This is a genomic window from Chelativorans sp. ZYF759, from assembly GCF_012911015.1.
In the GTDB taxonomy this organism is placed as follows: Bacteria; Pseudomonadota; Alphaproteobacteria; order Rhizobiales; family Rhizobiaceae; genus ZYF759.
The window spans coordinates 194579-220193 of record NZ_WVVV01000004.1; the positions used below are offsets into that span (position 1 = coordinate 194579).

Annotated in this window: 22 protein-coding genes; 9 read left to right on the top strand and 13 right to left on the bottom strand. The window is 66.3% G+C overall.

The features are described from left to right. From hutG to hutI, 3 genes are read right to left on the bottom strand one after another with little or no spacing between them, the layout of a single operon-like run. Complete coding sequence (hutG, locus tag GRZ55_RS08790) at window positions 1–795, bottom strand: N-formylglutamate deformylase (protein WP_169286523.1); 795 nt, start codon at window positions 793–795, stop codon at window positions 1–3. Next, the gene (gene hutH, locus GRZ55_RS08795) at window positions 792–2309 is read right to left on the bottom strand and encodes a histidine ammonia-lyase (RefSeq protein WP_169286524.1); all 1518 of its coding nucleotides are present in this window, start codon (window positions 2307–2309) and stop codon (window positions 792–794) included. The genes hutG and hutH overlap by 4 nt, the downstream gene beginning before the upstream one ends. Beyond that, window positions 2303–3451, bottom strand: a complete 1149-nt coding sequence (gene hutI, locus GRZ55_RS08800) for an imidazolonepropionase (protein ID WP_169286525.1) — start codon at window positions 3449–3451, stop codon at window positions 2303–2305. The genes hutH and hutI overlap by 7 nt, the downstream gene beginning before the upstream one ends. A 115-nt stretch (window positions 3452–3566) precedes the next feature. On the opposite strand from hutI, the gene GRZ55_RS08805 reads away from it, so the two are divergent. After that, entirely contained in the window at window positions 3567–4931 is a 1365-nt protein-coding gene (locus tag GRZ55_RS08805; RefSeq protein WP_169286526.1) for a formimidoylglutamate deiminase, read from the top strand. Next, window positions 4931–5623 carry a GntR family transcriptional regulator gene (locus GRZ55_RS08810; protein WP_169286527.1) on the top strand — a complete coding sequence of 231 codons (693 nt, stop codon included), beginning with the start codon at window positions 4931–4933 and terminating at the stop codon, window positions 5621–5623. The genes GRZ55_RS08805 and GRZ55_RS08810 overlap by 1 nt, the downstream gene beginning before the upstream one ends. Here GRZ55_RS08810 and GRZ55_RS08815 read toward each other — a convergent pair. Further along, the gene (locus tag GRZ55_RS08815; protein WP_169286528.1) at window positions 5620–6663 is read right to left on the bottom strand and encodes a LacI family DNA-binding transcriptional regulator; all 1044 of its coding nucleotides are present in this window, start codon (window positions 6661–6663) and stop codon (window positions 5620–5622) included. The genes GRZ55_RS08810 and GRZ55_RS08815 overlap by 4 nt on opposite strands. Window positions 6664–6863: 200 nt before the next feature. Here GRZ55_RS08815 and GRZ55_RS08820 point away from each other — a divergent pair, with 200 nt between their 5' ends. From GRZ55_RS08820 to GRZ55_RS08840, 5 genes are all read left to right on the top strand, one after another. After that, window positions 6864–7343: a TRAP transporter small permease gene (locus GRZ55_RS08820; protein WP_210257292.1), complete on the top strand. Its 480-nt coding sequence runs from the start codon at window positions 6864–6866 to the stop codon at window positions 7341–7343. Continuing rightward, window positions 7340–8617 (top strand): TRAP transporter large permease, encoded by a 1278-nt coding sequence (locus tag GRZ55_RS08825; RefSeq protein WP_169286530.1) that lies wholly within the window; start codon window positions 7340–7342, stop codon window positions 8615–8617. The genes GRZ55_RS08820 and GRZ55_RS08825 overlap by 4 nt, the downstream gene beginning before the upstream one ends. A 46-nt stretch (window positions 8618–8663) precedes the next feature. Continuing rightward, the gene (locus GRZ55_RS08830; protein WP_169286531.1) at window positions 8664–9671 is read left to right on the top strand and encodes a TRAP transporter substrate-binding protein; all 1008 of its coding nucleotides are present in this window, start codon (window positions 8664–8666) and stop codon (window positions 9669–9671) included. Window positions 9672–9741: 70 nt separating this feature from the next. Next, window positions 9742–10656 carry a DMT family transporter gene (locus GRZ55_RS08835; RefSeq protein WP_210257281.1) on the top strand — a complete coding sequence of 305 codons (915 nt, stop codon included), beginning with the start codon at window positions 9742–9744 and terminating at the stop codon, window positions 10654–10656. Window position 10657: 1 nt separating this feature from the next. After that, window positions 10658–11800 carry a fumarylacetoacetate hydrolase family protein gene (locus GRZ55_RS08840; protein ID WP_169286532.1) on the top strand — a complete coding sequence of 381 codons (1143 nt, stop codon included), beginning with the start codon at window positions 10658–10660 and terminating at the stop codon, window positions 11798–11800. A 24-nt stretch (window positions 11801–11824) separates the two neighbouring features. Here the strand turns inward: GRZ55_RS08840 and GRZ55_RS08845 are convergent, their stop codons facing one another. The 7 genes from GRZ55_RS08845 to chvE form a co-directional block, all read right to left on the bottom strand. Continuing rightward, window positions 11825–13348 carry an aldehyde dehydrogenase (NADP(+)) gene (locus GRZ55_RS08845; RefSeq protein ID WP_169286533.1) on the bottom strand — a complete coding sequence of 508 codons (1524 nt, stop codon included), beginning with the start codon at window positions 13346–13348 and terminating at the stop codon, window positions 11825–11827. 23 nt (window positions 13349–13371) lie between these two features. Further along, complete coding sequence (locus tag GRZ55_RS08850; protein ID WP_169286534.1) at window positions 13372–14298, bottom strand: Gfo/Idh/MocA family protein; 927 nt, start codon at window positions 14296–14298, stop codon at window positions 13372–13374. Continuing rightward, on the bottom strand, window positions 14285–16027 hold the full coding sequence (gene araD, locus GRZ55_RS08855; protein ID WP_169286535.1) for an L-arabinonate dehydratase: 1743 nt from the start codon (window positions 16025–16027) through the stop codon (window positions 14285–14287). The genes GRZ55_RS08850 and araD overlap by 14 nt, the downstream gene beginning before the upstream one ends. A gap of 18 nt (window positions 16028–16045) precedes the next feature. After that, complete coding sequence (gene araD1 / locus GRZ55_RS08860; protein ID WP_169286536.1) at window positions 16046–17047, bottom strand: AraD1 family protein; 1002 nt, start codon at window positions 17045–17047, stop codon at window positions 16046–16048. A gap of 9 nt (window positions 17048–17056) precedes the next feature. Further along, window positions 17057–18253 (bottom strand): multiple monosaccharide ABC transporter permease, encoded by a 1197-nt coding sequence (gene mmsB / locus GRZ55_RS08865; RefSeq protein ID WP_169286537.1) that lies wholly within the window; start codon window positions 18251–18253, stop codon window positions 17057–17059. Beyond that, on the bottom strand, window positions 18246–19832 hold the full coding sequence (mmsA, locus tag GRZ55_RS08870; protein ID WP_169286538.1) for a multiple monosaccharide ABC transporter ATP-binding protein: 1587 nt from the start codon (window positions 19830–19832) through the stop codon (window positions 18246–18248). The genes mmsB and mmsA overlap by 8 nt, the downstream gene beginning before the upstream one ends. 89 nt (window positions 19833–19921) lie before the next feature. Next, on the bottom strand, window positions 19922–20989 hold the full coding sequence (gene chvE / locus GRZ55_RS08875) for a multiple monosaccharide ABC transporter substrate-binding protein (RefSeq protein WP_169286539.1): 1068 nt from the start codon (window positions 20987–20989) through the stop codon (window positions 19922–19924). Between the two features lie 138 nt (window positions 20990–21127). Here chvE and GRZ55_RS08880 point away from each other — a divergent pair, with 138 nt between their 5' ends. Beyond that, complete coding sequence (locus GRZ55_RS08880) at window positions 21128–22147, top strand: LysR substrate-binding domain-containing protein (protein ID WP_210257283.1); 1020 nt, start codon at window positions 21128–21130, stop codon at window positions 22145–22147. A gap of 16 nt (window positions 22148–22163) precedes the next feature. On the opposite strand, the gene GRZ55_RS08885 is transcribed toward GRZ55_RS08880, so the two are convergent. Then, complete coding sequence (locus tag GRZ55_RS08885) at window positions 22164–22853, bottom strand: fumarylacetoacetate hydrolase family protein (RefSeq protein WP_169286540.1); 690 nt, start codon at window positions 22851–22853, stop codon at window positions 22164–22166. Between the two features lie 94 nt (window positions 22854–22947). Here GRZ55_RS08885 and GRZ55_RS08890 point away from each other — a divergent pair, with 94 nt between their 5' ends. After that, the gene (locus tag GRZ55_RS08890; protein WP_169286665.1) at window positions 22948–23604 is read left to right on the top strand and encodes an alpha/beta family hydrolase; all 657 of its coding nucleotides are present in this window, start codon (window positions 22948–22950) and stop codon (window positions 23602–23604) included. Here the strand turns inward: GRZ55_RS08890 and GRZ55_RS08895 are convergent. After that, the gene (locus GRZ55_RS08895) at window positions 23601–25586 is read right to left on the bottom strand and encodes a cation-translocating P-type ATPase (RefSeq protein ID WP_169286541.1); all 1986 of its coding nucleotides are present in this window, start codon (window positions 25584–25586) and stop codon (window positions 23601–23603) included. The genes GRZ55_RS08890 and GRZ55_RS08895 overlap by 4 nt on opposite strands. Window positions 25587–25615 lie beyond the last annotated feature (29 nt).

A 25615-nucleotide genomic window follows, 5' to 3' on the forward strand; every position in this document is an offset into this window, starting at 1 on the left:
TCAGGTCCTTGCTTTCAGGGCCAGATCGGCCAGTCGGTTGAGGATGTCGGCAAGCAGGGGTCGCAGGCGCGCCGCCTTTGCCTCGGAATAGGAAAAGGGCGGCTCTTCGCTGTCCAGATGGGTGGATTGCGCAAGCTCCATCTGGATCGCATGCAGTCCCTCCGCCGGGCGGCCGTAACAGCGCGTGGTCCAGCCGCCCTTGAATCGCCCGTTGAGGATGCTGGTGTAACCTTCGGCACGGGCGCAGATTTCCGTCACCGCCTGCTCGAACCGCGCGTCACAAGTCGTGCCATTGGCGGTGCCTATATTGAGATCGGGAAGCACGCCCTCGAAGAGGAACGGGATATGCGAGCGGATCGAATGGCAGTCATACAGGATCGCAATGCCGTGCCGTGACCTCACCCGCTCGAGTTCGGCTGCAAGCGCAGCATGATAGGGTGCGTGGTAGGCGACCCGCCGCGCGTCGATCGCCTCGGCATCCGGCTCTTCGATCCAGATCGGCTCGCCGTCGAAATCGGTCGTCGGCACCAACCCGGTGGTGTTCTGCCCAGGATAGAGGCTTTCATCGTCTGGGGGGCGGTTGGCATCGATCACGTAGCGGTGGAAACTGGCCCGTACCGTGGTGGCGCCGGGCAGCAGCCCCTCATAGAGACGATCGACATACCAGTCGGTATCGGCAAGGAGCCGGCCACGTTCGTTGAGCTTCTGCCAGATGTCGTCCGGCAGCCAGGTCCCGGTATGCGGCAGTCCAAGCACGAGCGGCCCCTCCCCGCGGGACACCTCGACCGGCTTCACAGGGCGAACTCCAATTCGGCGGCGCGGCAGAGCGCGCCGTCGCGGACGAGACGCGCCGCCGCCTCGATGTCGGGCGCGAGATAACGGTCCTGATCGAGCGTCGCTACTTCGGTGCGCAGCGCGTCGATCGCGGCCTGAAGGCGCGGGGCCGTCTTCAACGGGGCGCGGAAGTCGATCCCCTGCGCGGCACACAAGGCCTCGACTCCCAGAATGACCGACAGGTTCGCGTTCATGCGCAACAGGCGCCGCGCACCGTGGGCAGCCATGCTGACATGGTCCTCCTGATTGGCCGAGGTCGGCGTGGAGTCGGTAGAACACGGGTTCGCCAGATGCTTGTTCTCGCTCATCAGCGCGGCCGTCGTCACCTCGGCGATCATGTAGCCGGAGTTCAGCCCGGCATCCGGGGTGAGGAAGGGCGGCAGATCGTGGCTCAGCGTGGGGTCGACCATCAGTGCCACGCGACGCTGGGCGATGGCCCCGATCTCGGCCAGTGCGAGCGCGATGATGTCGGCGGCAAAAGCCACCGGCTCGGCGTGGAAATTACCGCCGGACAGGATGCCGGCGCTTACTACCAGCGGATTGTCGGTCACCGCGTTCGCCTCGGTCTCGAGCGTCGTCGCGGCGAAGCGCAGAAGGTCGACGGCAGCGCCCAGCACCTGGGGCTGGCAACGGATGCAATAGGGATCCTGGACCCGCGCGTCGCCCTCGCGGTGGCTTTCGCGGATCACCGAGCCCGCCATCAGCCCGCGCATGGCGCCTGCCACCTCGATCTGGCCGCGATGGCCGCGCAGGCCGTGGATCTCTTCCTCCAGCGGCGCGGTCGAACCCATGATCGCGTCGGTGCTGAGGCATGAGGTGAGGAGCGCCGCCTGAACGCTGCGCCAGCCCTCAAAGAGGCCCACAAGCGCAAGCGCCGTCGAGAACTGCGTTCCGTTGATGAGGCCCAGGCCTTCCTTGGGGCCGAGCGTGAGGGGCGTGAGACCGGCTTTGGAGAGCGCGTCGGCGCCTGGCATGCGCGCGCCTTCGTAGATCGCCTCGCCTGCGCCGATCATCACCGCGCTCATATGGGCAAGCGGTGCCAGATCGCCCGAGGCGCCGACCGACCCTTGAGACGGCACGACAGGGGTGACGCCCGCCGCCAGCATCGCCTCGATCTGGGCGATGACGTCCCAGCGAACACCCGAGGCGCCGCGACCCAGACTGAGCAGCTTGAGCGCCATCATCAGACGCGTGGTCGCGACATCCATCGGCTCGCCGACGCCGGAAGAATGGCTGAGGATGAGGTTGCGCTGGAGGGTCGCGGTATCCTTTCCCGCGATCTTCACCGAGGCAAGCTTGCCGAAGCCGGTATTGACGCCATAGACGGCCACCTCGCCCTCGGCTGCCTCCTGCACGCGTGCCGCAGCCGCCTCGACCCCGGCACGTGCCGCGCCGTCGAGCCGGCACGGCAGGCCCTCCCGCCACAGGGTTTCCAGCGTGGCAAGCGACGTGGCGCCGGGCGTCAACGTCAGCATGGGCGTCCTCCGAAATAGCGCGAATGCAGGGGGTTGAAGGCGATCCGGTAGGCGAGTTCCGCCGCGGTCTCGACATCCCAGACCGCAAGGTCGGCGCGCTTGCCGACAGCGATCTCGCCGCAATCATCGAGCCCGAGCGCGCGGGCCGCGTTGATCGTGACACCCCGTAGCGCCTCATCGGGCGTGAGGCGGAAAAGCGTGCACGCCATGTTCATGGTCAACAGAAGCGAGGTCAGCGGCGAGGAGCCCGGATTGCAGTCGGTGGCGAGCGCCATCGCCACGCCGTGGGCGCGGAACGCCTCGATCGGCGGCGCCTGCGTCTCGCGCAGGAAGTAGAAGGCGCCGGGCAGGAGCACGGCGACGGTGCCGGAAGCCGCCAGGGCGCGCGCATCCGCCTCGGTCGCATATTCCACATGATCGGCCGAAAGAGCGTTGAAGCGGGCCGCCAACGCCGTTCCACCCTGATGCGAAAGCTGCTCGGCATGAAGCTTGACCGGCAGCCCCAGCGCGCGCGCCTCCACGAAAACGCGCTCTATCTGCTGTGCCGAGAAGGCGATGTTCTCGCAAAAACCGTCGACGGCGTCGGCCAGTCCCTCGGCATGGGCGGCGCGCAGCGCCGGCAGGCAAACCTCGTCCAGATAGGCGTCGGGACGCTCCTTATAGTCGGCCGGCAGGGCGTGCGCGCCGAGGAAGCTGGTGCGCACCCGGACGGGACGCAACTCTTCCAGCCGACGGGCCGCGCGAAGCATGCGAAGCTCGGTCTCCAGGTCGAGCCCGTAGCCGGACTTGACCTCGATCGTCGTCACACCTTCGGCCAGAAGCGCGTCGAGACGCGGCAGCGCCTGGGCAAGCAGCGTGTCTTCGCTGGCGCCCCGCGTCGCACTGACGGTGGAAACGATGCCGCCGCCCGCGCGTGCCACTTCCTCGTAGCTCGCGCCTTCGAGCCGCATCGCGAATTCGCCCGCGCGGTTCCCGCCATGTACGATATGAGTGTGGCAATCGATCAGTGCCGGCGTGACCAGGCGACCTTCGAGATCGGTCGTTTCCGCCGCATGATGGCCGGGGGGAAGATCGGCCACCGGTCCGATCCAAGCGATACGATCGCCCTCCACAACAATGGCGGCGAGACCCTCGACGGGCATTCCTGGCCCCGCCAACCGCGCGTTTGTTAAGGTGCGACGCTGTGAATTCACTTGATTACCCTCACGGCATGGCAAATTATGTCTACACTTATTTTTCGAGTCAATGGGGACTGTCATGCACATCGTATGGGCTGAACAGGCACTTACCGCCGATGGCTGGGCACGGGATGTCACGGTCGAGATCGACGGCAATCTCATCGCCGGGATCGCGGCGAATACCGCGCCTCCAGGCGATGCGCACCGCGTGGGCGCGCTTCTGCCGGCACCCGCTAATCTGCACAGCCACGCCTTCCAGCGCGCGATGGCCGGCCTGACCGAACGCCGCGGCCCAGACCCCCGCGACAGCTTCTGGACCTGGCGACAATTGATGTTCCGCTTCCTCGATCAACTGACCCCGGACGACGTCGAGGCGATCGCAGCCTTCGTACAGATGGAGATGCTGGAAGCCGGCTATGCGGCGGTGGGCGAGTTCCACTATCTGCACCACGCCCCTGGCGGGGTACCTTATGCGCGGCTGGGCGAAATGTCGGAGCGCATCGCGGCAGCTGCGGCACACTCGGGAATCGGACTGACGCTGCTGCCGGTGCTTTACGAGTATGGCGGCTGCGACCGGCGTCCGCTGGGCCCCGGCCAGATCCGGTTCGGCAACGATCCTGAACGGTTCGCCCGCCTTCTCGAGGAGGCGGAGGCCGCCCTGGCAGCACTTCCCGAGGACACCCGGCTGGGCATTGCCCCGCACAGCCTGCGCGCCGTATCGCAAGAGGGGCTTGCCACCTGCCTGGGCCTGCGCGAGAGCGGGCCGATCCACATGCATCTGGCCGAACAGGAGGCGGAGGTCGACGAGGTGCAGGCAGCCTATGGCGCCCGACCGACCGAATGGCTCCTCGCCAACGCGCCCGTTGACAGGAACTGGTGCCTGATCCATTGCACCCAGATGCAGCGCGCGGAGACATTGCAGCTGGCCGCAACGGGGGCGGTGGCGGGGCTGTGCCCGATCACGGAATCGAGCCTCGGCGACGGGATTTTCGACGGGGTCGCATGGACCGGTGCCGGCGGCGCCTTCGGCGTGGGGTCGGACAGCAACATCCGCATCACGCTGTCGGAGGAGCTGCGCACGCTGGACCATTCGCAGCGCCTGCGCGACCATTCGCGCGCCGCCCTCGCGACCGCCGACCGTTCGACCGGCCGAGTGCTTTTGGAAAGTGCCGCGCGCGGCGGGGCGCAGGCAACGGCCCGCGATGCCGGCGTGATCGAGGCCGGACGGCTGGCCGATCTCATGGCACTCGACACCGACCGGATCGATCTCGAGGGACGCCGGGGCGACACGCTGCTGGACAGCTGGATCTTTGCTTCCGACGACCGTGCCATCAGCGACGTCTGGGCGGCGGGGCGCCACCAGGTGCGCGCAGGAAGGCACGTCGACCATGACGCCATCACGAAGCGCTACCGCCAGACCGCGCGGCGGCTGCAGGCCTCCTGATGAAGCGTCCGGCGTCCTGGCAGGCGATCCGCACCGAAGCGCTGAGGCGCATCCATACGGGGCTGTGGTCTCCCGGCGCGCGAATCCCCGACGAGGCCGAGCTCGCGGCCGAGTTCAGCTGCGCCAGAGCCACCGTCAACCGCGCGCTGCGCAGCCTTGCCGAGGACGGCCTTCTGGAACGGCGCCGGAAGGGCGGCACCCGCGTCCCCACAACGCCGGTGCGAAAGGCCACCTTCGAGATCGCGATCATCCGGCAGGACATCGAGGGCAGGTCGCAGGAATATGGCTATCGCCTGATCGACGACCGGCTCGCGGCGCCACCCGCCGAGGTCCTGGCGGAATTTGAAACCTCGCGGGATGTGGTCCTACGCCATGTGACAGCGCTGCACTTCGCAGAGGGACGACCGTTCTGCCTGGAAGACCGATGGCTAAACCCGCAGATCGTGAAGATGGGTGAGGTGGAATTCGGTACGTTGAGCGCCAACGAATGGCTCGTGCGCAACATCGCCTATTCCGGGGGAAAGATCGGTTTCCATGCTCTGGCCGCCGACCGGGACGCGGCGGGCAAGCTGGAATGCGCGGAGGGTGCCGCACTCTTTGCGATCGAACGGACCACCCGCAATCCCACCGCCACGATCACCTTCGTAAGACTGACCTATGCGCCCGGCTACCGGATGGAAGCCAAGCTCTAGCCGGCACCGTTCTCCGGCCGTCGCTGGGTGCTCTGACGGATCATCAGGGAAAAACCCTGATTGATGACCGCCATGGCCGGCGGGTTGCCGTCGATCGCGGCCTCGATCATGCGCACCGCCTCAACCCCCATGTCGTAGCGATGCGTCCTCACGGAAGTGATCGAGGGGACGGATACCGACACCACGTCGAGATCGTTGAAGCCGACGATGCCGACCTGGCTCGGCACCCTGATCCCCTGACGCTGGCATTCGAACAGCGCGCCGAGCGCGACGTCGTCATTGTTGCAGAAGACCGCATCGAGATCGGGTGCCGCTGCCAGGAGATCGGCCATCAGACGCCCGCCGAGGCTGGCCGAGGAGGGCTGCGGCGTCGTCACGATGAGCGAGGGATCGTCGAGCCCCGCCGCCGCCAGCACGTCGCGGTAGCCGGCGAGACGCCGCTGCGCGCGCGGGTCCATCCGTGCACCCAGGAACCCGATCCGCCGGTAGCCCTGATCGATCAGGTGGCGAACCGCGGCACGCCCCGCTTCCGTCTGGTCGCAGCCGATCATCATGTCGATGGGATCGCTCCCGACCTCCAGCACCTGCACGACGGGACAGGCCATCTGCTTGAGGATGCGCCGGGCTTCGGGCGACTGGTCGATGCCGGTGACCACCATGCCGGCCGGCCGCTGCGTTGCGAAAAGCCGCAGGAGCTCCACCTCCCTCTGCATGCGATAACGCGTGTTGCCGAACTGCGGTTCGAAGCGGCCGCCCTCCGTCGCATCCATGATGCCGGCCATGAAATCGGCGAAGATCTGGTTGGTGACCGACGGAATGATGATGCCGAGCAGGCGCGAGCGCGCCGAAGCCAGCGCCTGCGCGGCCGGGTTGGGCACATATCCCAGCGTCTCAACGGCGGCCTCGACCCGTGCACGTGTCTTCGAAGACACGATGTCCGGCGTGCGCAGGGCCCGCGAAGCCGTGATTGCGCTAACACCCGCCTCCCGCGCCACATCATTAAGCGTAAGATATTGTTTTCTAGTATCTTTTGATGACATTCAGAAGAGATATCCGAACAATAATCGATGCCTGCTGTTGACAATGATTTACGCTGTCATCTAATTCGACACAAGAGGAGATCGGCCGCGTCCACCGCAGCCGAAGCATGACATCGGGAGGAAGCTTGAGCAGAATCGCCCAGCTCGAGACCGTCATCGTACGGTTGACGGAGGTCGTATTGGTGGCGTTGCTGGCCGGTATGGTGGCAATGGTCTTCACCAATGTCGTCCTGCGCTATGGCTTCAACAGCGGCATCAATTTCTCCGAGGAGATGTCGCGCTACTTTTTCGTGTGGCTGACCTTCATCGGCGCGGTGCTGACGTTCCGCGAGCACGGTCACATCGGCGTCGAGACCTTCGTGCGCCTGCTCGGGCCGAAGGGCCGCATCGTCTGCCTCGCGCTCTCCAACGCCATCATCCTGCTTTGCGCCGTCGTGCTCCTGTGGGGCACCTGGATGCAGCATGGCATCAATGCCTCGATGAGCGCGGCCGTGATCGGGCTTTCCATGATCTGGGTCTATGGCGTCACCTATTTCACCGGCGCCGCGATCGCGCTGATCGCCGCGATCCGGCTCGTGCGCGCCGTGACGGGACGGGTGACGGAGGCCGAGATGGCCCAGTTCACCGGCGAGTACGACATTCCTGAAGCAAGCGACACCGCGCGCGAGATCAAGCGATGATCCTTGGCGTCTTCCTCGGCACGCTCTTTGCCACGCTGGCCGTCGGTGTTCCCGTCGCTTTCGCGCTGATGTTTTGCGGCGTGGTGCTGATGACCTGGATGGGCATCTTCAACCCGCAGATCATCAGCCAGCAGATGGTGACCGGGGCAAATACCTTCACGCTTCTCGCGATCCCCTTCTTTCTGCTCGCCGGCGAATTGATGAATGCCGGCGGCCTGTCGCGACGCATCGTCGATTTCGCGACCGCGCTCGTGGGCCACATCAAGGGTGGCCTCGGCATCGTCGCCGTCATCGCGGCCGTCATCATGGCCTCGCTGTCGGGCTCGGCCGCGGCCGACTCGGCCGCGCTCGCGGCGATCCTGATCCCAATGATGCGCCAGGCCGGCTACAACGTTCCCCGTGCGGCGGGCCTGATGGCGGCCGGCGGCGTGATCGCACCCGTGATCCCGCCGTCGATCGCCTTCATCATCTTCGGCGTCGCCGCCAATGTCTCGATCACCGGCCTTTTCATGGGCGGCATCGTGCCGGGCCTGATCATGGCGCTGGCGCTGGTCGGCGCCTGGATGATCGTCTCGCGCCGGGAGAACGTCGAGCCCCTGCCGCGCCGTTCGGGCCAGGAGCGCCTCCAGGCCACCGTCAAGGCTGGCTGGGCCCTGATGATGCCCGTCATCATTCTGGGCGGCATTCGCTTCGGCATCTTCACGCCGACGGAGGCAGCCGTGATCGCCGCCGTCTACGCGCTTTTCGTGGGCATGTTCATCTACCGCGAACTCAAGCCCGCCGACCTCTATTTCGTGCTGCTGCGCGCCGCCAAGACGACGTCGGTCGTGCTTTTCCTCGTGTCGGCCGCGCTCGTCACCTCGTGGCTCATCACCCGGGCCAACATTCCCAACGAGATTACCCGCTTCCTGGCCCCGGTCATGGACAATCCCAAGCTCCTGATGCTCGTGATCGTGCTTCTGGTGCTGGTGGTGGGCACGGTGCTCGATCTGGCGCCCACCATCCTGATCCTGTCGCCGGTCCTTATGCCGGTGATCCGGGCTGCCGGCATCGACCCGATCTATTTCGGCGTCATCTTCGTCATGACCACCTGCATCGGCCTTCTGACGCCGCCGGTGGGTGTCGTCCTGAACGTGGTCAGCGGCGTGGCCCGCGTGCCGCTCGGCAAGGTCATCGGGGGCGTGTGGCCCTTCCTTGGCGCGCAGGTCGCCGTGCTGCTGCTGCTGATCGCGTTCCCCGAGCTTGTTCTCACGCCGCTGGCGTGGCTGCGTTGAGAAGAAGGCACAAGAACACCGCAACCTTTTTGGGAGGAATGAACCGATGAAGACCTATCTGGCCCTGACGGCGACGACCGCGCTCGCCGCGCTGGTGGCATTGCCGGCCGCAGCGGAAATCTCGAGCCGCACCATCACCATCTCCAACGGCATTGCCGAGACCCATCCGGTCGGCAATGGCGTGGCCGCCATGGAGGAATGCCTGACCGAGCGCACCGACGGCGCGTGGGAACTCAACGCCTTCTGGTCGTCGGCACTGGGAGACGATCTTACCGCCACCCAGGCGCTGCGCTCCGGCACGCAGGAAATGGTGATCTCCTCTTCCTCGCCGCTGGTCGGCATCGAACCGGCACTCGGCGTCTTCGACCTGCCGTTCCTGTTCAACGACGCGGCCGAGGCCGACGCCGTCCTCGATGGCGATTTCGGCGACTTCATCGCCGAGAAGATGGAAGAATCCGACCTGGTGAACCTCGCCTTCTGGGAGAACGGGTTCCGCAACCTCACCAATTCGGTGCGGCCCGTGACCTCGCTCGAGGATTTCCAGGGCATGCGCGTGCGGGTGATGCAGAACAACATCTTCCTCGACACGTTCCAGACGCTGGGCGCCAACGCCACGCCGATGGCCTTCGGTGAGGTATTCACGGCGCTCGAGACGCGCGCCATCGACGCGCAGGAGAACCCCTATGTGACCATCGACACCTCGCAGTTCTACGAGGTGCAGGACTATCTGTCGGCCACGCAGCACGCCTACACGCCCTTCATGGTGCTGTTTTCCAAGCCGATGTTCGACACCTATTCGGAAGAAGAGCAGCAGATCCTGCGCGACTGCGCGGTGGTCGGCCGCGACGAGCAGCGGCGGGTCAGCCGCGAGCTGTCAGACCGGTCGCTGGCCAAGGTGCAGGAAGAGGGCATGGCCTTCAACGAGATCGATACCGACCAGATGACCCGCATCCGCGAAGAGGTGGCGGGCGTCTATGACCGTCATGCCGAGACCATCGGCGCCGACGTGATCGAGCGCATGCAGGCCGAGCTGGCCCGCATCCGCGGCGAATAGGCCATCACGAAAATGCCGGGGTGCCCCGCGCGCCCCGGCTCCCCTGCCCCACCCCGTTCGGATTCCCAGCATGCAACCGGTTGGCACCGCGCAACAGCCTCTTCTCAGCGCGCCGGTGATCGGCGTCCTCTTGATGTTCGTGGGCATGTTCCTGTTCTCGCTCAACGACGCGATGGGCAAGTGGATGGTGGCGAGCTACGGCGTGGGCCAGGTGCTTCTCATCCGCAGCCTGGCGGCCCTCATCATCCTGGCGCCCTTTCTGTGGATGTTCGGACCGGCGCGCCTCTTCAGCCTGGAGCGGCCGAAGGTGCAGGCCATGCGCGTCGTGTTCTCGACCGCGGAAGTGTTCTGTTTCTACGCCGCCGTGCGCGAATTGCCGCTCGCCGACGTGATGACCTACTGGTTGGCCGTCCCCATCTATGTTGCCGCGCTCTCCCCCTTCCTGCTCGGCGAGCGCGTCGGCGCGATCCGATGGACGGCGATCGCCATCGGCTTCGTCGGGGTGCTGGTGGCGCTGACGCCATCGGGAGAAGTCTCGCTCTTCGCTACCGCCACCGCCTTGGTCGGATCGCTCTGTTTCGCCCTGATGGTATTGACCGGCCGCACACTCAGGCGCACGCCCGATACCGCGCTCGTCTTCTGGCAACTGGTCGGCGCGGGCGTCGCGGGGCTGGTGCTGGCACCCTTCGAATGGGCGGCGCCCGGTAGCATCGACTGGATGCTGCTCGGCCTTCTGGGCGTCGTCGCCATGGGCGCGCATCTCTGCGTCAACCGCGCGCTGAAACTGGCCGATGCCGCGCTGGTGGCGCCGCTGCAATACACGCTTCTGCCATGGGCGATCATCCTGGGCTGGCTGTTTTTCGCCGATGTGCCCGGCGCCCTGATGCTGATCGGCGGCGGCATCATCATCGGCGCGGGCCTGTTGCTGCTGGTGCGCGAACGGCGCGCTGCGAAGCGCGAAGAGGCTTTCGAACAAGGAGAATGAGATGATCCGGCTTCCTTCCGAGGGATCGTTCGTCGGCCGCGTCTGGCGCGCCGGCATCGGCCCGGCCGTCGTCACCCTTCGCGACGGGCGCCTGGTCGACATCACCACCCCGGCCGCGCCAACGATGCGCGACCTTCTGGAGCGCGAAGACCTCGCGGAATTCGTCGGCTCGGTCGAGGGCGAGGATATCGGCTCGCTCGACGAGGCCGCCGCAGCCAGCCGGGAAGGCCCCGATGACGCCACGCGCCTGCTCGCCCCTTGCGATTTGCAGGCGGTGAAAGCGTGCGGCGTTACCTTCGCCCGCTCCATGCTGGAACGGGTCATCGAGGAGCGCGCGGGCGGCGACGCCGGGCGTGCCGAGGAAATCCGTACGCGCATCGCAGGCGCGGTCGGCGAGAGCCTGCGCGACCTGGTGCCCGGCTCCGCGGAGGCGGCGAAGGTCAAGGCGCTGCTTCAGGCCGAGGGGCTGTGGAGCCAGTATCTCGAGGTCGGCATCGGCCCGGACGCCGAGGTCTTCACCAAGGCTCAAGCCATGAGCGCGGTGGGCTGGGGCGCCAGCGTCGGCCTGCACCCGGCATCGAGCTGGAACAATCCCGAGCCCGAAGTGGTGCTGGCCGTCGACAGCACGGGCCGCATCGTCGGTGCCACGCTCGGCAACGATGTGAACCTGCGCGATGTCGAGGGCCGCTCCGCGCTGCTTCTCGGCAAGGCCAAGGACAACAACGCCTCGGCGAGCATAGGTCCCTTCATCCGCCTCTTCGACGATGACTTCACGCTCGACACGGTGCGGGCGATGGAACTGACCATGAAGGTGGAGGGCGAAGACGGCTTTGTGCTCGACGGCCGCTCCTCCATGGCCGAGATCAGCCGCGATCCAGCTGATCTGGTGGCCCAGACACGCGGGCGCCACCACCAGTATCCTGACGGCTTCATGCTCTATCTGGGCACGATGTTCGCGCCCGTGAAGGACCGAGACGCGCCGGGCCAGGGCTTCACCCACCATGCCGGCGACGTGGTGAACATCGCCACGCCGGAACTGGGCGCGCTGGTCAACACCGTGCGGCTTTCCACAGAGGCGCCCGAATGGACCTTCGGGACGGGCGCACTGATGCGCAATCTGGCCGGCCGCGGGCTGCTGGGCTAACGCCCGCCGCGACCGGCAGCAGGCTCAGGCGTCCAGATAGCCGTCGAGAAGCTCCTCGCTCAAATTCTGGAAGGAGACCGGGCGAAGGAAGCGCCTGATCGCCAGCGTACCCACCGAGGTCGCCGATGCATTGGTGCTGGCCGGATAGGGCCCGCCATGCATCATGGCATCGACCACTTCCACGCCGGTCGGAAAACCGTTGGCGAGAATGCGGCCGGCCTTCTGTTCAATCAGCGGCAGCAGGCGCCGCGCCAGCGCCCTGTCGTCGGCATCCATCTGCAGCGTGACGGTCAACTGCCCGTGCAGGCGGCCGGCAACCGCGACCATCTCGTCATCCGACCCCACGGCAACGACGATGCCCATGGGACCGAACACCTCTTCGCCGAGTTCGGGATTGGAGGCGAAGGTCTCGCCATCGGTCGCAAACAGGGCCGGCAGGGCCTCGCGGCCCTCGGTCGCTCCCGACAGTATGGTGCGCACGGCGTTGCTGGCGCCCACACGCGCCACACCCTCGCGATAGGCCTTGGCGATGCCCTGCGTGAGCATCGGCTGTGGACCGGCAGCGGTGAGCGCCTCGCCCGCGGCCGCCTCGAAACGCTGGGCCGGGTCGCCCGCCGGCACGATGACCACGCCCGGATTGGTGCAGAACTGTCCCACCCCCATGGTGAGCGAGCCGGCCCAGTCGCGGCCGATATCGGCCGCGCGGGCGGCGGCTGCATGCGGCAGGACAAAGACCGGATTGACGGAACCGAGCTCGCCATAGAAGGGGATCGGCTCCTCGCGCGCGACGGCGAGGTCGAACAGTGCCCGCCCACCCCTCAGCGAGCCCGTGAAGCCGATCGCCTTGATGGCGGGGTGCTTCACCAGTGCCTCGCCGGCCGCATTGGTGTTGGACTGGATCAGCGAGAAGACGCCAGCCGGCTGGCCCGTCGCCTCGATCGCCTCCAGGATCGCTTCCGCAACGATTTCCGCCGTGCCGGGATGGGCAGGATGACCCTTGACCACGACCGGGCAACCGGCGGCCAGCGCCGAAGCGGTGTCGCCGCCGGCTGTCGAGAAAGCCAGCGGGAAGTTCGACGCGCCGAACACGCCGACCGGGCCGATCGGCCGCTGAACGAGCCTGATTTCCGGGCGCGGCGCGGGCTTGCGGTCGGGCATGGCCGCGTCGTGGCGGCTGTCGAGATAGGCGCCGTCGCGGATATGGCTGGCAAAGAGCCGGAGCTGGCCCGTGGTGCGGCCGCGCTCACCTTCGAGCCGCGCGGCGGGAAGCCCGCTCTCGCGCGTGCCGATGTCAGTGATGGCGGGACCACGCTTTTCGATCGCATCGGCGATCGCCTCGAGGAAGGCCGCGCGCTCTTCGCGCCGCGACCAGCCATAGGTGGCAAAGGCCGCCTCGGCCGCCTTGCAGGCGCGATCGATCTCCGCGGCCCCGCCCACCGCGAAGGCGGATGCCGCGCCCGAAACGGGATCGGAACGGAAAGTCTCCGTGCCTTCGACCCATTCGCCCGCGATCAGGTGGCGGCCATGCGGCTGGTATGTCTCGGTCACTGCAAAATCTCCAATATCCGTTCCTAGTCCTCGAAAGGTTCGACGACGACCCGCCGCCCCAGCATGAAGGCATCGGCCACATGGGTGAGCGGCGCAAGATCGACATCGATCTTGGCCGCCGCCACCAGTTCGGCGAAGCGGGCGTAGATGCCCTCATATTCGTGGTCGCGGTCGCGCAACGGCGCCTCGCCCTCGATGTCGAGCTCGGCGCCGCCCTGCGACAGTAGCAGGCGACCCTCCCCTGTCACGACCTCGATCGTCCAGGTCTGCGGCCCGGTCTGGCGCCAGTCGAACTCCGCCTGCACGTCGAAGCCCGTGGCGCCCCGCAGGCGCAGTTCGGCCGCGATGGGGGCGTCGCGGCCTTCGGGAAACTCGAGCATTGCCGAGGTGACATGAGCCGGCACGGGCAGGATCTCGGTCAGGATCGACAGCGCGTTGATGCCGGGATCGAAGACGCCGAGTCCGCCCGCCTGCCAGATCCAGTCCTGGCCGGGATGCCAGCGGCGCACATCCTCCTTCCAGACGATCTCGACCTTGCTGATCTCCTTGCCGGCCAGCCAGTCGCGCGCCGGCCCGACGCCTGCCGCGAAGCGTGAATGCCAGGTGGCGAAGAGCGCCAGGCCCTTTTGCGCGGCCAGCGCCTTCAGCGCCTCCACCTCGGCCAGCGTCGCGCCGGGCGGTTTTTCAAGAAGCACGTGGCGGCCGGCAAGAAGGGCTGCGCGGGCTGCCTCGTAGCGGACCTGCGGCGGCATGCAGAGCGCGACGGCGCCGATGTCGGGACGCGCGGCCAGCAGCGTTTCCAGCGTGGCGTGGTTCTCGACGCCGTCGATGCCGCCGCTGCGGCTGACGGTGGCGGCGAGGTGGAAGGCGGCGTTGGCCGCGATCGACGGGAGGTGCTGGTCGCGGGCGATCTTGCCGACGCCCACGATCGCGATCTCAGTGGCTGTCACGGGGCACCTCATTGCCGCGCCGGCCCTTGAGGAAGTCGAAATCGGCGCCCGTATCGGCGCCTTCCACATGGGTGTGGAAAAGCCGCGCATAGCCGCTCGCAGGCGCCTGGACGGTCGGCCGCCAGGCGGCGAGACGGGCCACGATCTCGTGCTCGGCCACGTCGAGATGCAGACGACGCGCGGCCACATCCACCTCGATCATGTCGCCGGTGCGCACGATGGCGAGAGGCCCGCCGATGGCGGCTTCAGGCGAGGTGTGAAGGATCACCGTGCCGTAGGCCGTGCCCGACATGCGGGCATCCGAAATGCGGATCATGTCGGTGATGCCCTTCCTCAGCACTTTTGGCGGCAGGCCCATGTTCCCGACCTCGGCCATGCCAGGATAACCGCGTGGGCCGCAATTCTTGAGCACCATGATGGAGGTCTCGTCGATGTCGAGCGCCTCGTCGCCAATCCTTGCCTTGTAGTCGTCGATGTCCTCGAAGACGACGGCGCGGCCGCGGTGCTGCATGAGGTGGGGGCTGGCGGCCGAGGGTTTCAGGATTGCGCCGCCCGGCGCCAGATTGCCCCTCAGCACCGCGATGCCGCCCTGGGCCGTCAGCGCCTTGTCGACCGGGCGGATGACGTCCTCGTTCCAGTTGCGGGCGCCCTCGACCTCGTCCCAGACCCCCTGCCCCGAGACGGTGAGCGCCTGCCTGTGCAACAGACCCGCCTCGCCCAGCATGCGAAGGACGACCGGCAGGCCGCCCGCATAGAAGAACTCTTCCATGAGGTACTTGCCCGACGGCATGAGGTTCACGAGCGTCGGCACGTCGCGGCCGAGCCGGTCCCAGTCATCGAGCGTCAGGTCGATGCCGACACGGCCGGCAATGGCGAGCAGATGGATGACCGCGTTGGTCGACCCGCCGATCGCGCCATTGACCCGGATCGCGTTCTCGAACGCCTCGCGGGTCAGGATGTCGGAGGGCTTCAGATCGTCCTTGACCATCTCGACGATGCGCCGGCCGGTCAGATGCGCCATCACGCGGCGCCTGGAATCGATCGCCGGAATAGCGGCGTTACCCGACAGCGCCATGCCGAGCGCCTCGGTCATCGACGCCATCGACGACGCGGTGCCCATCGTGTTGCAGGAGCCGGGCGAACGGCTCATGGCCTGCTCGGCTTCGAGGAAATCCTCGCTCGACATGGTGCCGGCCTTGATCGCCTCGCTCATCTGCCAGAGTGCCGTGCCGGAGCCGACCCGCTCGCCGCGGAACCAGCCATTGAGCATCGGCCCGCCTGAGACCGCGATAGCCGGGATGTCAACGCTGGCGGCCCCCATGAGCAGCGCCGGCGTGGTCTTGTCGCAACCGACCAAGAGCACGACGCCGTCGAGCGGGTTGGCGCGCAGCGCCTCCTCCACATCCATGGCCGCCAGATTGCGGTACATCATCGCCGTGGGCCGGAGCGCGCTCTCGCCCGTCGAGAAGACCGGGAACTCGACCGGCAACCCGCCGGCCTCGTAGATCCCGTGTTTCACGCGCTGGGCGAGATCGCGCAGATGCGCGTTGCAGGGCGTCAGTTCGGACCAGGTGTTGCAGATGCCGATCACGGGCCTGCCGTCGAAGAGGTCGGCCGGCAATCCCTGGTTCTTCATCCAGGAACGGTGATAGATATGATCGCGGGAGGTCCCGCCGAACCATTCGGCGGAGCGCAGCCTGCGCGGCCATTCAGCCTTTCGAAAGGTCATCCTCGCTGTGCCTCGCTCTCAGAGGGCGTGAACGAGGACGGCTTGCCTGCCGACCGCATCATCGACCGAAAGCCGGTTGCGCAAAGGCAGGCCGAAGCCCGGAGCCTCGATTTCGAACTCGTCGCCGCGCCTCGTCGAGATGCCGTCCGCGAAGGACAGCGTCGCGGTGCCGAACATGTGGACGTGGACGTCGCCGGGTTGGCGGAAGAGTGCATATTTGAAGTGGTGGTGTTCCAGATTCGCAATGCTGTGCGACATGTTCTGCTCGCCCGAGAGAAACGGCTTTTCGAAAATCACCTCCCCGTCCCGGCGGATGCGGGAGGTGCCCTGAATGTCGGCGGGTAGTGGTCCGATGCGGATCTCGGGCCCGAAAGCGGCCGGCCTCAGCTTTGAGTGGGCGAGGTAGAGATAGTTCCGCCGCTCCATGACATGATCGGAGAATTCATTGGCGAGCGCGAAACCGATCCTGAACGGCGTGCCGTCCTGTCCGATCAGATAGATGCCGGCGATCTCCGGCTCCTCGCCCGCATCTTCCGCGAAGGCAGGCGACGGCAGCGCTGCCCCCGGCGCCACGACATTGGCGCCATTGCCCTTGTAGAACCATTCGGGCTGGACCCCGGCATGGCCGTTGGCCGGCTTTCCGTCCTCCAGGCCCATGCGGAACATCTTCATGGAATCGGTCAACGTCTCCTCTTCCTCCGCATTCGCCTTGCGATGCATCGCGTCGCGGGTCGCGGCGGAGCCGAGATGGGTGAGACCGGTCCCGGTCAGATGAAGGTGGGCTGGATCCGGGTGGTGGATCGGCGAGAGGAGACGGCCCTCCTCATACGCCGCCTCAAGGTCGACGGCGCGTCCGAAGCCGAGGCTGTCGATGCGTGCGGCAATGCCGGTTCCGTTCTCCGCGCAGTTGGTGGCGAGGTCGTAGACGCTCGAAGCCCCCTTGACCTCGTAGGCCTCGGTACCCTCGCGTGCGACGACGGCAAGCGAGCCGTCCGTGCGTTTGATCTGTGACAGCAGCATGCTCGTTCCTCAGGTCTTGTTCTTGTTGTAGACATCGAAAACCACGGCCGCGAGCAGCACCAGGCCCTTGATCATCTGCTGCCAGTCGATGCCGATGCCCATGATCGACATGCCGTTGTTCATCACGCCCATGATGAAGGCCCCGACCACCGCGCCGACCACCGTGCCGACGCCACCGGCCATCGAGGCGCCGCCGATGAAGACGGCCGCGATCACGTCGAGCTCGAAGGTCTCGCCGGCCTTGGGCGTCGCCATGTTGAGGCGCGCGGCAAAGACAAGCCCTGCGAGTGCCGCCAGCATGCCCATATTGGCGAAGGTCAGGAAGGTCAGCCGCTCCGCATTGATGCCGGAAAGCTTGGCGGCGTTCTTGTTGCCACCGACCGCATAGATGCGTCGGCCGATCGTCGTCTGGCGGGCAATGAAGCTGTAGCCTGCGATCAGCACCGCCATCACGATGAAGACGTTGGGCAGTCCGCGCGAGGTCGCCAGCAGGTAGGTCAGGTAGACGATCGCCACCGTCACGATCGCATTGCGGCCGATGAAGAAGGCGAAGGGCTCTTCGGGCGTGCCGAAGCTGGCTTCCTTCTGGCGCGAGCGGACGCTGACATAGACCAGGATGGCCGCAGTCAGGATGCCGAGCAGCATCGAGGTCATGTGAAAACCGTCGAAGCCGGTCACGTCGGGGATGAAGCCCGAGGCAAGCGCGCGGAACTCGTTGGGGAACGGGCCGACCGACTGCCCTTTCAGGAGCACCATCATCATGCCCTTGAAGACCAGCATGCCAGCCAGGGTGACGATGAAGGAGGGAATGCGCCAATAGGCGATCCAGTAGCCCTGGGCAGCCCCGATGGCGGCCCCGACTGCGAGGCAGATCAGGGCCGCGATCGGATAGGGTATGCCCCATTGCACGATGAGCACCGCAGACAGCGCGCCGATGAAGCCCATCACCGAGCCGACAGACAGGTCGATGTGGCCGCACACGATGACCATGAGCATGCCCACCGCCATGATCACGATGTAGGAATTCTGCAGCACCAGATTGGTCAGGTTGGTCGGCCGCAGAAGGATGCCATCGGTCGCGATTGTGAAGAACACCATGATCGCGATCAGGGCGAACAGGATGCCGTATTCACGGATATGCGTGCGCAGATAGGCCATCGCTGGCATTTGCGCGTGCTGGGCGCGGGTCTGGGTAGTGTCAGCCATGGTATTGCAGGTCCAGTTCCGTAGTCTTTTCGGTCGGGGGATGGTCGGTGACGGAGCGGCCGCTGCGCAGGATCATGCCCATGATGCGCTCCTGCGAGGCTTCGCCAGAAGCCAGCTCGCCAACGAACCGGCCCTCGTTCATCACGTAGATCCGGTCCGACATGCCGAGCAGTTCCGGCATCTCGGACGAGATGATGATGACGGCCTTCCCGGCGGCCGCGAGGTCGTTGATGATGGTGTAGATTTCATATTTCGCGCCGACATCGATGCCGCGTGTCGGTTCGTCGAGGATCAGGATGTCGGGCTCGGCATAAAGCCACTTGCTGAGCACGACCTTCTGCTGGTTGCCGCCCGACAGATTGACCGTCTTCTGGTCGATGCCGGAGCTCTTGATCGACATGCGCGCACGGTAGGTCTGCGCCACCTCGCGCTCGCGACGATTGTCGACCACGATCCCGTTGGCGATCCCTTTCAGATTGGCAAGCGGGATGTTCTGGCGGATGTCGTTGATGAGCACCAGACCGTATGTCTTGCGATCTTCCGTGGCATAACAGAGCCCGGCCTTGATGGCCTTGGGCACCGTCGACACGTCGGTCGGTCGTCCGTGGATCAAAACCTCGCCGCCAATGTTGCTGCCATAGGAGCGCCCGAAGACGCTCATCGCGAGTTCGGTTCGCCCGGCGCCCATCAGCCCGGCAATGCCGACGATCTCGCCGGCCTTCACATGGAGGCTGACGTCGTCGACGACTTTGCGACCGTCATGGATCGGGTGATAGGCAGTCCAGTTGCGCACCTCGAATATGGTTTCCCCGATCACCGGCTTGCGCGGCGGAAACTGATCCTTCAGCGCCCGGCCAACCATGTCGCGCACGATGTCGGACTCGCTGATCTCCTGGCTGTGGCAATCGAGGGTAGAGACCGTCGCGCCGTCGCGCAGGACCGTGATCCGGTCGGCGACCTTGGTGATCTCGTTGAGCTTGTGGGAGATCAGGATCGAGGCGATTCCCTTGCGCTTCAGTTCCATCAGGAGTTCGAGCAGGCTCTCGCTGTCCTTTTCGTTCAGGCTCGATGTCGGCTCGTCGAGGATCAGGAGCTTCACTTCCTTGGACAGCGCCTTGGCGATCTCGACCAGCTGCTGCTTGCCCAATCCCAGATGCGTGACCTTGGTGCGCGGGTTCTCGTTCAGGGACACGCGGTCGAGCAGGTGCTGGGTGCGCCTGTAGGTCTCGTTCCAGTCCATGATGCCGCCCCTGGCGCATTCATTGCCGAGGAAGATGTTCTCGGCGATGGAGAGCAGCGGGATCAGGGCGAGTTCCTGGTGGATGATGACGATGCCGCACCGCTCGCTGTCGGCGATCGAATAGAACCGGCGTTCCTCGCCGTCGAAGAAGATCTGGCCGTCATAGTCGCCATGCGGGTAGACCCCGCTCAGGACCTTCATCAGCGTCGACTTGCCGGCGCCGTTCTCGCCCACCAGGGCGTGGATCTCGCCTTGCTCGACGGTCATGTTGACATTGTCGAGCGCGTTGACGCCCGGAAAAGTCTTGGTGATGCCCTTCATTTCGAGAATGACGGTCATTGTGCACCGATTCCGATTTCTGCCTGTGGGATGTCTCAAGGACACGGCGGCGCGGTCGAGCCGCCGTGTCCTTCACGTCCATGACTGCGTCAGTCGACGATCTGCTCGCGTGTGTAGTAGCCCGAGCCGACGAGGACCTCCTCCCAGTTCTCGGCGGTCACGAGTACGGGAACGAGCAGGTAGGACGGAACGACCTTGACGCCGTTGTCATAGGTCTCGGTGTCGTTGATCTCCGGCTCGCCGCCTTCCAGCAATGCCTGCACCATGCCCACGGTGACCCTCGCGAGTTCGCGGGTGTCCTTGAAGATGGTGGAGTACTGGTCGCCGGCGAGGATCGCCTTGACGGAAGGAATTTCGGCATCCTGGCCGGAGACGATCGGCATCGGCATGTCCTCGTCGCCATAGCCCACGCCCCTCAGCGAGGAGATGATGCCGATGGAAAGCCCGTCATAGGGCGACAACACGGCATCGACGCGCTCGTCGGAGTAGTGAGCAGACAGGAGGTTGTCCATGCGGGCCTGGGCCAGCGATCCGTCCCAGCGCAGCGTGCCGACCGTGTCCATGCCGGTCTGACCGGAGCGGATGACCAGCGTGCCGTCGTCGATATGGGGCTGCAGCACGCTCATGGCGCCGTCGTAGAAGAAATAGGCGTTGTTGTCGTCCGGCGAGCCGCCGAAGACCTCGAGGTTGAACGGTCCCTCGTTGTTTTCGATATCGAGCCCGTCGAGCAGCGACTGGCCCTGCTGCACGCCGACCTGGAAATTGTCGAAGGTCGCGTAATAGTCGACATGCTCGGAACCGCGGATGAGGCGGTCATAGGCGATGACGGGAATGCCCTCGGCTGCCGCCGTCTCGAGCGCGTTGGTCAGCGTGGTGCCGTCGATCGAGGCGATGACCAGCGCGTCGACGCCACGCACGATCATGTTCTCGATCTGCGCCAGCTGGTTGGGAATGTCGTCTTCGGCATATTGCAGATCGGTGGTGTAGCCGGCGGCCTCGAACTGCTCCACCATGGAGTTGCCGTCCGATATCCAGCGCGCCGAGGACTGGGTCGGCATCGCGATGCCGACATAGCCGCTGTTCTGAGCGAGAACCGGCGTCGCCATGAGGGTCGCCGTCATTGCCGTTGCCGCGAGCGCGGCCGTGAAGAAGCGCATCCTGATTCCTCCCAAGGTGCTTTTTCAACCTTTCGCCGCAGCCCGACAGGCGCGGCGATCCTCCTCCCGATCAGCATCGGGACCACGACGCTATCGACGCGCGATATGCGAGGTCAAATTCGCAATCTGGGAAGTGATATGCGTTTGTGCTATATCGCAACCATGATCGACATGCCCGACCCCGACGGACTGACAGGCCAGGGCCGCGACCGGCTGGTTCGACGGGGCCTGAAGCTCGCGCATCTGAGGCTCATCGCGGCCCTGGCCGAAACCGGGCAGATCAGCGCCGCCGCCGGGCAGCTCGCAATGTCGCAGCCCGCCGCCTCGCGGCTTCTCGGAGAGCTCGACCGGATTGCCGAGGCCGCCCTGTATCGGCGCCATTCGCGCGGCATCACGCTGACCGACAGCGGGCTGGCGCTGGCCCGCTGGGCGCGCAAGCTGATGCGCGACCTCGACGCGGCGGGGCGCCAGATCGCGGAGGTGGAGACGGGGCTGAGAGGTACGGTCGCGATCGGGGCAGTAACCGGCCCCGCCATCGAGCTGGTGCTGCCGGTGCTGCGCCAGGTGCGGGTGACCCATCCCGGCATTCTGAGCAATGTGACGGTCGACACGAGCGACAAGCTCGCCGAGCTGATGGTCTCGGAAAAACTCGACTTCTACATCGGCCGCATCCCGCAGGATTTCGACCATGGGCTCTTCGCCGCCGAGCCGGTAGGCGAGGAGCCCGTGGCGCTGGTCGTGCGCGAGGGCCATCCGCTGCTGCGGACGGGGGCGACGACGCTGGACGACTGCGTGGGTTACGACTGGGTCCTGCAGGCCCCGGGCGGGCTCTTGCGCCACACGGTGGAGACCCATCTCCTGGAGCGCGGACTGGAGCTGCCGGCCCGCATCCTGTCGACCTCTTCCATGCTGATGACGCTAGCGCTGATTTCGCAGTCCAACGCCATTGCGCCGGTCTCGCGCGCCGTCGCCACCTTCTTTTCGGACCGCGACGGGCTCAATGCCCGCATCGCGCTCCTGCCCGTCGCGACCGATCTGGCGGTGACGGCCTATGCCATGCTGCGCCCGCATGCGCGGACGCTCTCGCCCGCCGGCCAGACCATCTGGCGCCTGATTGGCGAGCGGGTTCGGCTGCGGGCCGCAGAGACGACCACCTGAAAATGCCCACCCCAGCCTATTCGAGCCGTAGTTCGATCTCACCGAAGCCCTCAATACCGCCCGTAACCACGTCGCCGCGCGCAACCGGGCCGACACCGGCCGGCGTGCCCGTATAGATCAGGTCGCCGGCTCGCAGTTCGACCGCGCGGCTGCAGATCGCGACAATCTCGGCGACGTTCCAGACGAGATCGGAAAGATCGGCGTCCTGGCGAAGTTCGCCGTTGACGGCCAGCCAGATACGGCCCGCGCGCGGATGGTCGTTGCCCACCTTTTCATGCAGCGGCGCGCAGGGCGCGGAATTGTCGAAACCCTTGGCCCAGTCCCAGGGGCGTCCCGCCTTCTTGGCCTCGCCCTGCAGATCGCGGCGGGTGAGATCGATGCCGACGCCATAGCCCCAGACATGGTCGAAGGTCTCGTCTTCCGCAATCTCGAAACCGGCCTTGCCGATCGCTACCACCAGCTCGATCTCGTGATGGACGTCGCTGGTGAGCGCCGGATAGGGGATGGTCACTCCGCTGTCGACCACCGCATCGGAAGGCTTGGTGAAGAAGAACGGTGCCTCGCGCTCGGGGTCTCCGCCCATCTCGATCGCATGGGCGGCATAGTTGCGCCCCACGCAGAAGATGCGGCGCACCGGAAAACGCGCCGCCGAACCGGCGATCGCGACACTGGCCGGCTCGGCCGGCGGAAATACGTAGTCGGTCAATTCTATCGGCTCCTTGGCCCAAGCAGACTTTCTCTCCCGCCCGGATAATGGGTAAAGGAAACCAATGCCAGCGGCGACCGCCCATGAAAGACCCCTGCAAGTGCACTATCTGATCGACGGACCGGAAGACGCCTTCGCGAGCCTCATCCTCGCCCACGGGGCCGGTGCGGCGATGGATTCGGACGGCATGAACGCGCTTGTGCGCGTGCTTGCCACGGCGGGCTTCCGCGTCGCGCGCTTCGAATTCGCCTATATGGAAGCGCGACGCCTGGGCGCGCGCAAGCCGCCGCCGAAGGCGGAATTGCTGCGCGACGAATACCTTGCGGCCATCGACGCCGTGTCGTTGCCGGGACCGCTCTTCATCGGCGGCAAGTCGATGGGCGGACGCGTGGCCTCAATGATCGCCGACCCGCTGCACCGAGAAGGCCGTGTTGCAGGTGTGTTGTGCCTCGGTTACCCGTTCCATCCACCCGCCAAGCCGCAGCAATTGCGTACGACCCACCTGGAAGCCCTGGCCACTCCCTGTCTGATCTGCCAGGGCACGCGCGACGCGTTCGGCACACGCGAGGAGGTTGCGTCCTACCGTCTGTCGCGGCAGATCGAACTGTTCTGGCTCGAGGATGGCGACCACGACCTCAGGCCGCGCCGCAAACTGACCGGCCTTTCCCATGCCGACCACCTCGACGCCATGGCCGCCAAAGTGCGCGACTGGGCAAGGCGGATCCTGACAGAGAGTGGGGCACGCCGCTAGCGCGGCACCCGGCGCGCATGCAGCCGGTGGCCCGGCGCGAACCCCGCTGCGGCCCGGGCAGGCTTGTCGCGATCCGCACGGATCGGATCGGCGAGAAGCCTCAGGCCGTTCAGCACCACCAGCACGGTGCCGCCTTCATGGCCGATCACGGCCAGCGGCAGGGGCAGGTCGAAGAAGAGCCCGCCGGTCACCAGGATGAGCATCGCCCCGATGGCGAAGATCAGGTTCTGGCGGATGACGGTTGCCGCGCGACGCGACAGACGGTGGGCGGCAGCCAGCCGCGTCATGTCCTGCGACAGCAGCGCCACGTCGGCCGCCTGTAGCGCGACCTCCGATCCGGCGGCACCCATGGCGATCCCGACATCGGCCCTGGCCAGCGCCGCGGCGTCGTTTACCCCGTCGCCGACAAAAGCCACCTTGCCGCGCGCCGACATCTCGCCGACTTCACGCACCTTGTCCTGCGGCAGCATGTCGGCATGTATGGCGTCGGATGCGAGCCCTAGTTCGGCGCCGATCCTGCGCGCCACCGGCTTGCGGTCGCCGGTCATCATCACGATTTCCCGCACGCCGGAGGCGCGCAGCGCCGCGATGGCCCGGGCGGAACTGGCGCGCACCGTATCGGCCAACGCCACCGCGCCAAGCAGCCGATCGCCGCGCCCGACATAGATGATGGTCTGGGCGCCGCCCTGAAGATCGGCGAGTTCAGGCCGATCAAGCCGGGCCTGCATCCGTTCGGCAAGGCGCGCATTGCCGGCCCATACGACACCTATTCCGTCGTGGCCCTCGATCCCTTCGCTGGGTCTTGAGACGACGTTGCGGATACGGGCCGGCACGGTGCCTGTGGCTTCGGCATGGCGGCGGATCGCTGCGCCGACATGGTGTTCGGAATGGGCCTCCAGTCCCGCCAGAACGGCAAGGAGTTCCATCTCTTCGTCCTCCATGACGACGACATCCGTGACCTCGGCCGTGCCGGTGGTCAATGTCCCGGTCTTGTCGAAGGCAAAGCTCGTGACCGTGGCAAGCGTCTCCAGCGCCGCGCCACCCTTGAACAGGACGCCACCACGCGCCGCCGCCGACAGTGCCGAAAGGATCGCGGCGGGCACCGAAATCACGATGGCACAAGGGCTCGCGGCCACCAGCAGCACGGCGGCCCGGTAAAGCGCCTCCTCCCAGCCGCGGCCGAGCCACAGGAAGGCAAGAAAGGCCAGCGTCGCGCCAACCATGACGGCGATCGTATAACGCTGGCCGAACCAGGCGCTGAAACGTTCTGACGGCGCCTTTGCGGCCTGCGCCTCCGTCACCAGCGCGATCATGCGCGCCACCGTGCTTTCGGCAAGCGCTTTGGAGACGCGGATTTCCAGCACGCCATCGAGATTGACGGTCGCCTCGAAGACCTGCGCGCCGGGCTGCTTGTGGACAGGCATGGATTCGCCCGTGATGGTCGATTCGTCCAGCGCGCCCTGACCTTCCACGATCACGCCGTCGGCCGGCACCCGGGCGCCCGGACGCAGCACCACCAGGTCGCCGGGCGCGAGCAGGGCGACCGGCACTTCCTCCTCTCCGCCGCCTTTCATCTTGCGTAACGCAGTTTCCGGCCGCAGTGCCATCAACGCCTCGATGGCGCGCCGAGCGCGACCCAATGCGCGCGCCTCGAGCGTGGTGGAGATGCTGAACAGCGTCAGCAGCACCGCCCCTTCGAGCGGCGCCCCGACGGCCGCGGCGGCCAGCGCCGCAACGACCATCAGCAGATCGATGTCGAGGACGCGCTCGAAAATGAGCGCTCTCAGCGCGCGCAAACCGGCCGGAATGCCGCCTGCCGCATAGACCGCGGCGAGACCTGCGAGCGCAAGCGGTGCGCCCACCGGGTCGGGCAGGACCCACGTGCCGACCATGGCCAAGACCATGCCTGCACCCGTGACGGCGGTCAGGAGGCTGGCCTGATCCCAGCCGGCGGCGGCAGTGTTGCGGGTGCCGTCAACCATTGTCTGGTTCGCCCCGACGGTCAGCCACC

Excerpts from the sequence above, each read along its gene's own strand:
- GRZ55_RS08880 (WP_210257283.1), top strand. The coding sequence starts at position 21,128 with ATGCGTTTGTGCTATATCGCAACCATGATCGACATGCCCGACCCCGAC.
- hutH (WP_169286524.1), bottom strand. The coding sequence starts at position 2,309 with ATGCTGACGTTGACGCCCGGCGCCACGTCGCTTGCCACGCTGGAAACC.
- hutI (WP_169286525.1), bottom strand. The coding sequence starts at position 3,451 with ATGCCCGTCGAGGGTCTCGCCGCCATTGTTGTGGAGGGCGATCGTATC.
- mmsA (WP_169286538.1), bottom strand. The coding sequence starts at position 19,832 with ATGACCGTCATTCTCGAAATGAAGGGCATCACCAAGACTTTTCCGGGC.
- GRZ55_RS08835 (WP_210257281.1), top strand. The coding sequence starts at position 9,742 with ATGCAACCGGTTGGCACCGCGCAACAGCCTCTTCTCAGCGCGCCGGTG.
- mmsB (WP_169286537.1), bottom strand. The coding sequence starts at position 18,253 with ATGGCTGACACTACCCAGACCCGCGCCCAGCACGCGCAAATGCCAGCG.
- GRZ55_RS08820 (WP_210257292.1), top strand. The coding sequence starts at position 6,864 with ATGGTGGCAATGGTCTTCACCAATGTCGTCCTGCGCTATGGCTTCAAC.
- GRZ55_RS08810 (WP_169286527.1), top strand. The coding sequence starts at position 4,931 with ATGAAGCGTCCGGCGTCCTGGCAGGCGATCCGCACCGAAGCGCTGAGG.
- GRZ55_RS08815 (WP_169286528.1), bottom strand. The coding sequence starts at position 6,663 with ATGTCATCAAAAGATACTAGAAAACAATATCTTACGCTTAATGATGTG.
- GRZ55_RS08805 (WP_169286526.1), top strand. The coding sequence starts at position 3,567 with ATGCACATCGTATGGGCTGAACAGGCACTTACCGCCGATGGCTGGGCA.
- chvE (WP_169286539.1), bottom strand. The coding sequence starts at position 20,989 with ATGCGCTTCTTCACGGCCGCGCTCGCGGCAACGGCAATGACGGCGACC.
- GRZ55_RS08830 (WP_169286531.1), top strand. The coding sequence starts at position 8,664 with ATGAAGACCTATCTGGCCCTGACGGCGACGACCGCGCTCGCCGCGCTG.
- GRZ55_RS08895 (WP_169286541.1), bottom strand. The coding sequence starts at position 25,586 with ATGGTTGACGGCACCCGCAACACTGCCGCCGCCGGCTGGGATCAGGCC.
- GRZ55_RS08840 (WP_169286532.1), top strand. The coding sequence starts at position 10,658 with ATGATCCGGCTTCCTTCCGAGGGATCGTTCGTCGGCCGCGTCTGGCGC.
- GRZ55_RS08825 (WP_169286530.1), top strand. The coding sequence starts at position 7,340 with ATGATCCTTGGCGTCTTCCTCGGCACGCTCTTTGCCACGCTGGCCGTC.
- araD (WP_169286535.1), bottom strand. The coding sequence starts at position 16,027 with ATGACCTTTCGAAAGGCTGAATGGCCGCGCAGGCTGCGCTCCGCCGAA.
- araD1 (WP_169286536.1), bottom strand. The coding sequence starts at position 17,047 with ATGCTGCTGTCACAGATCAAACGCACGGACGGCTCGCTTGCCGTCGTC.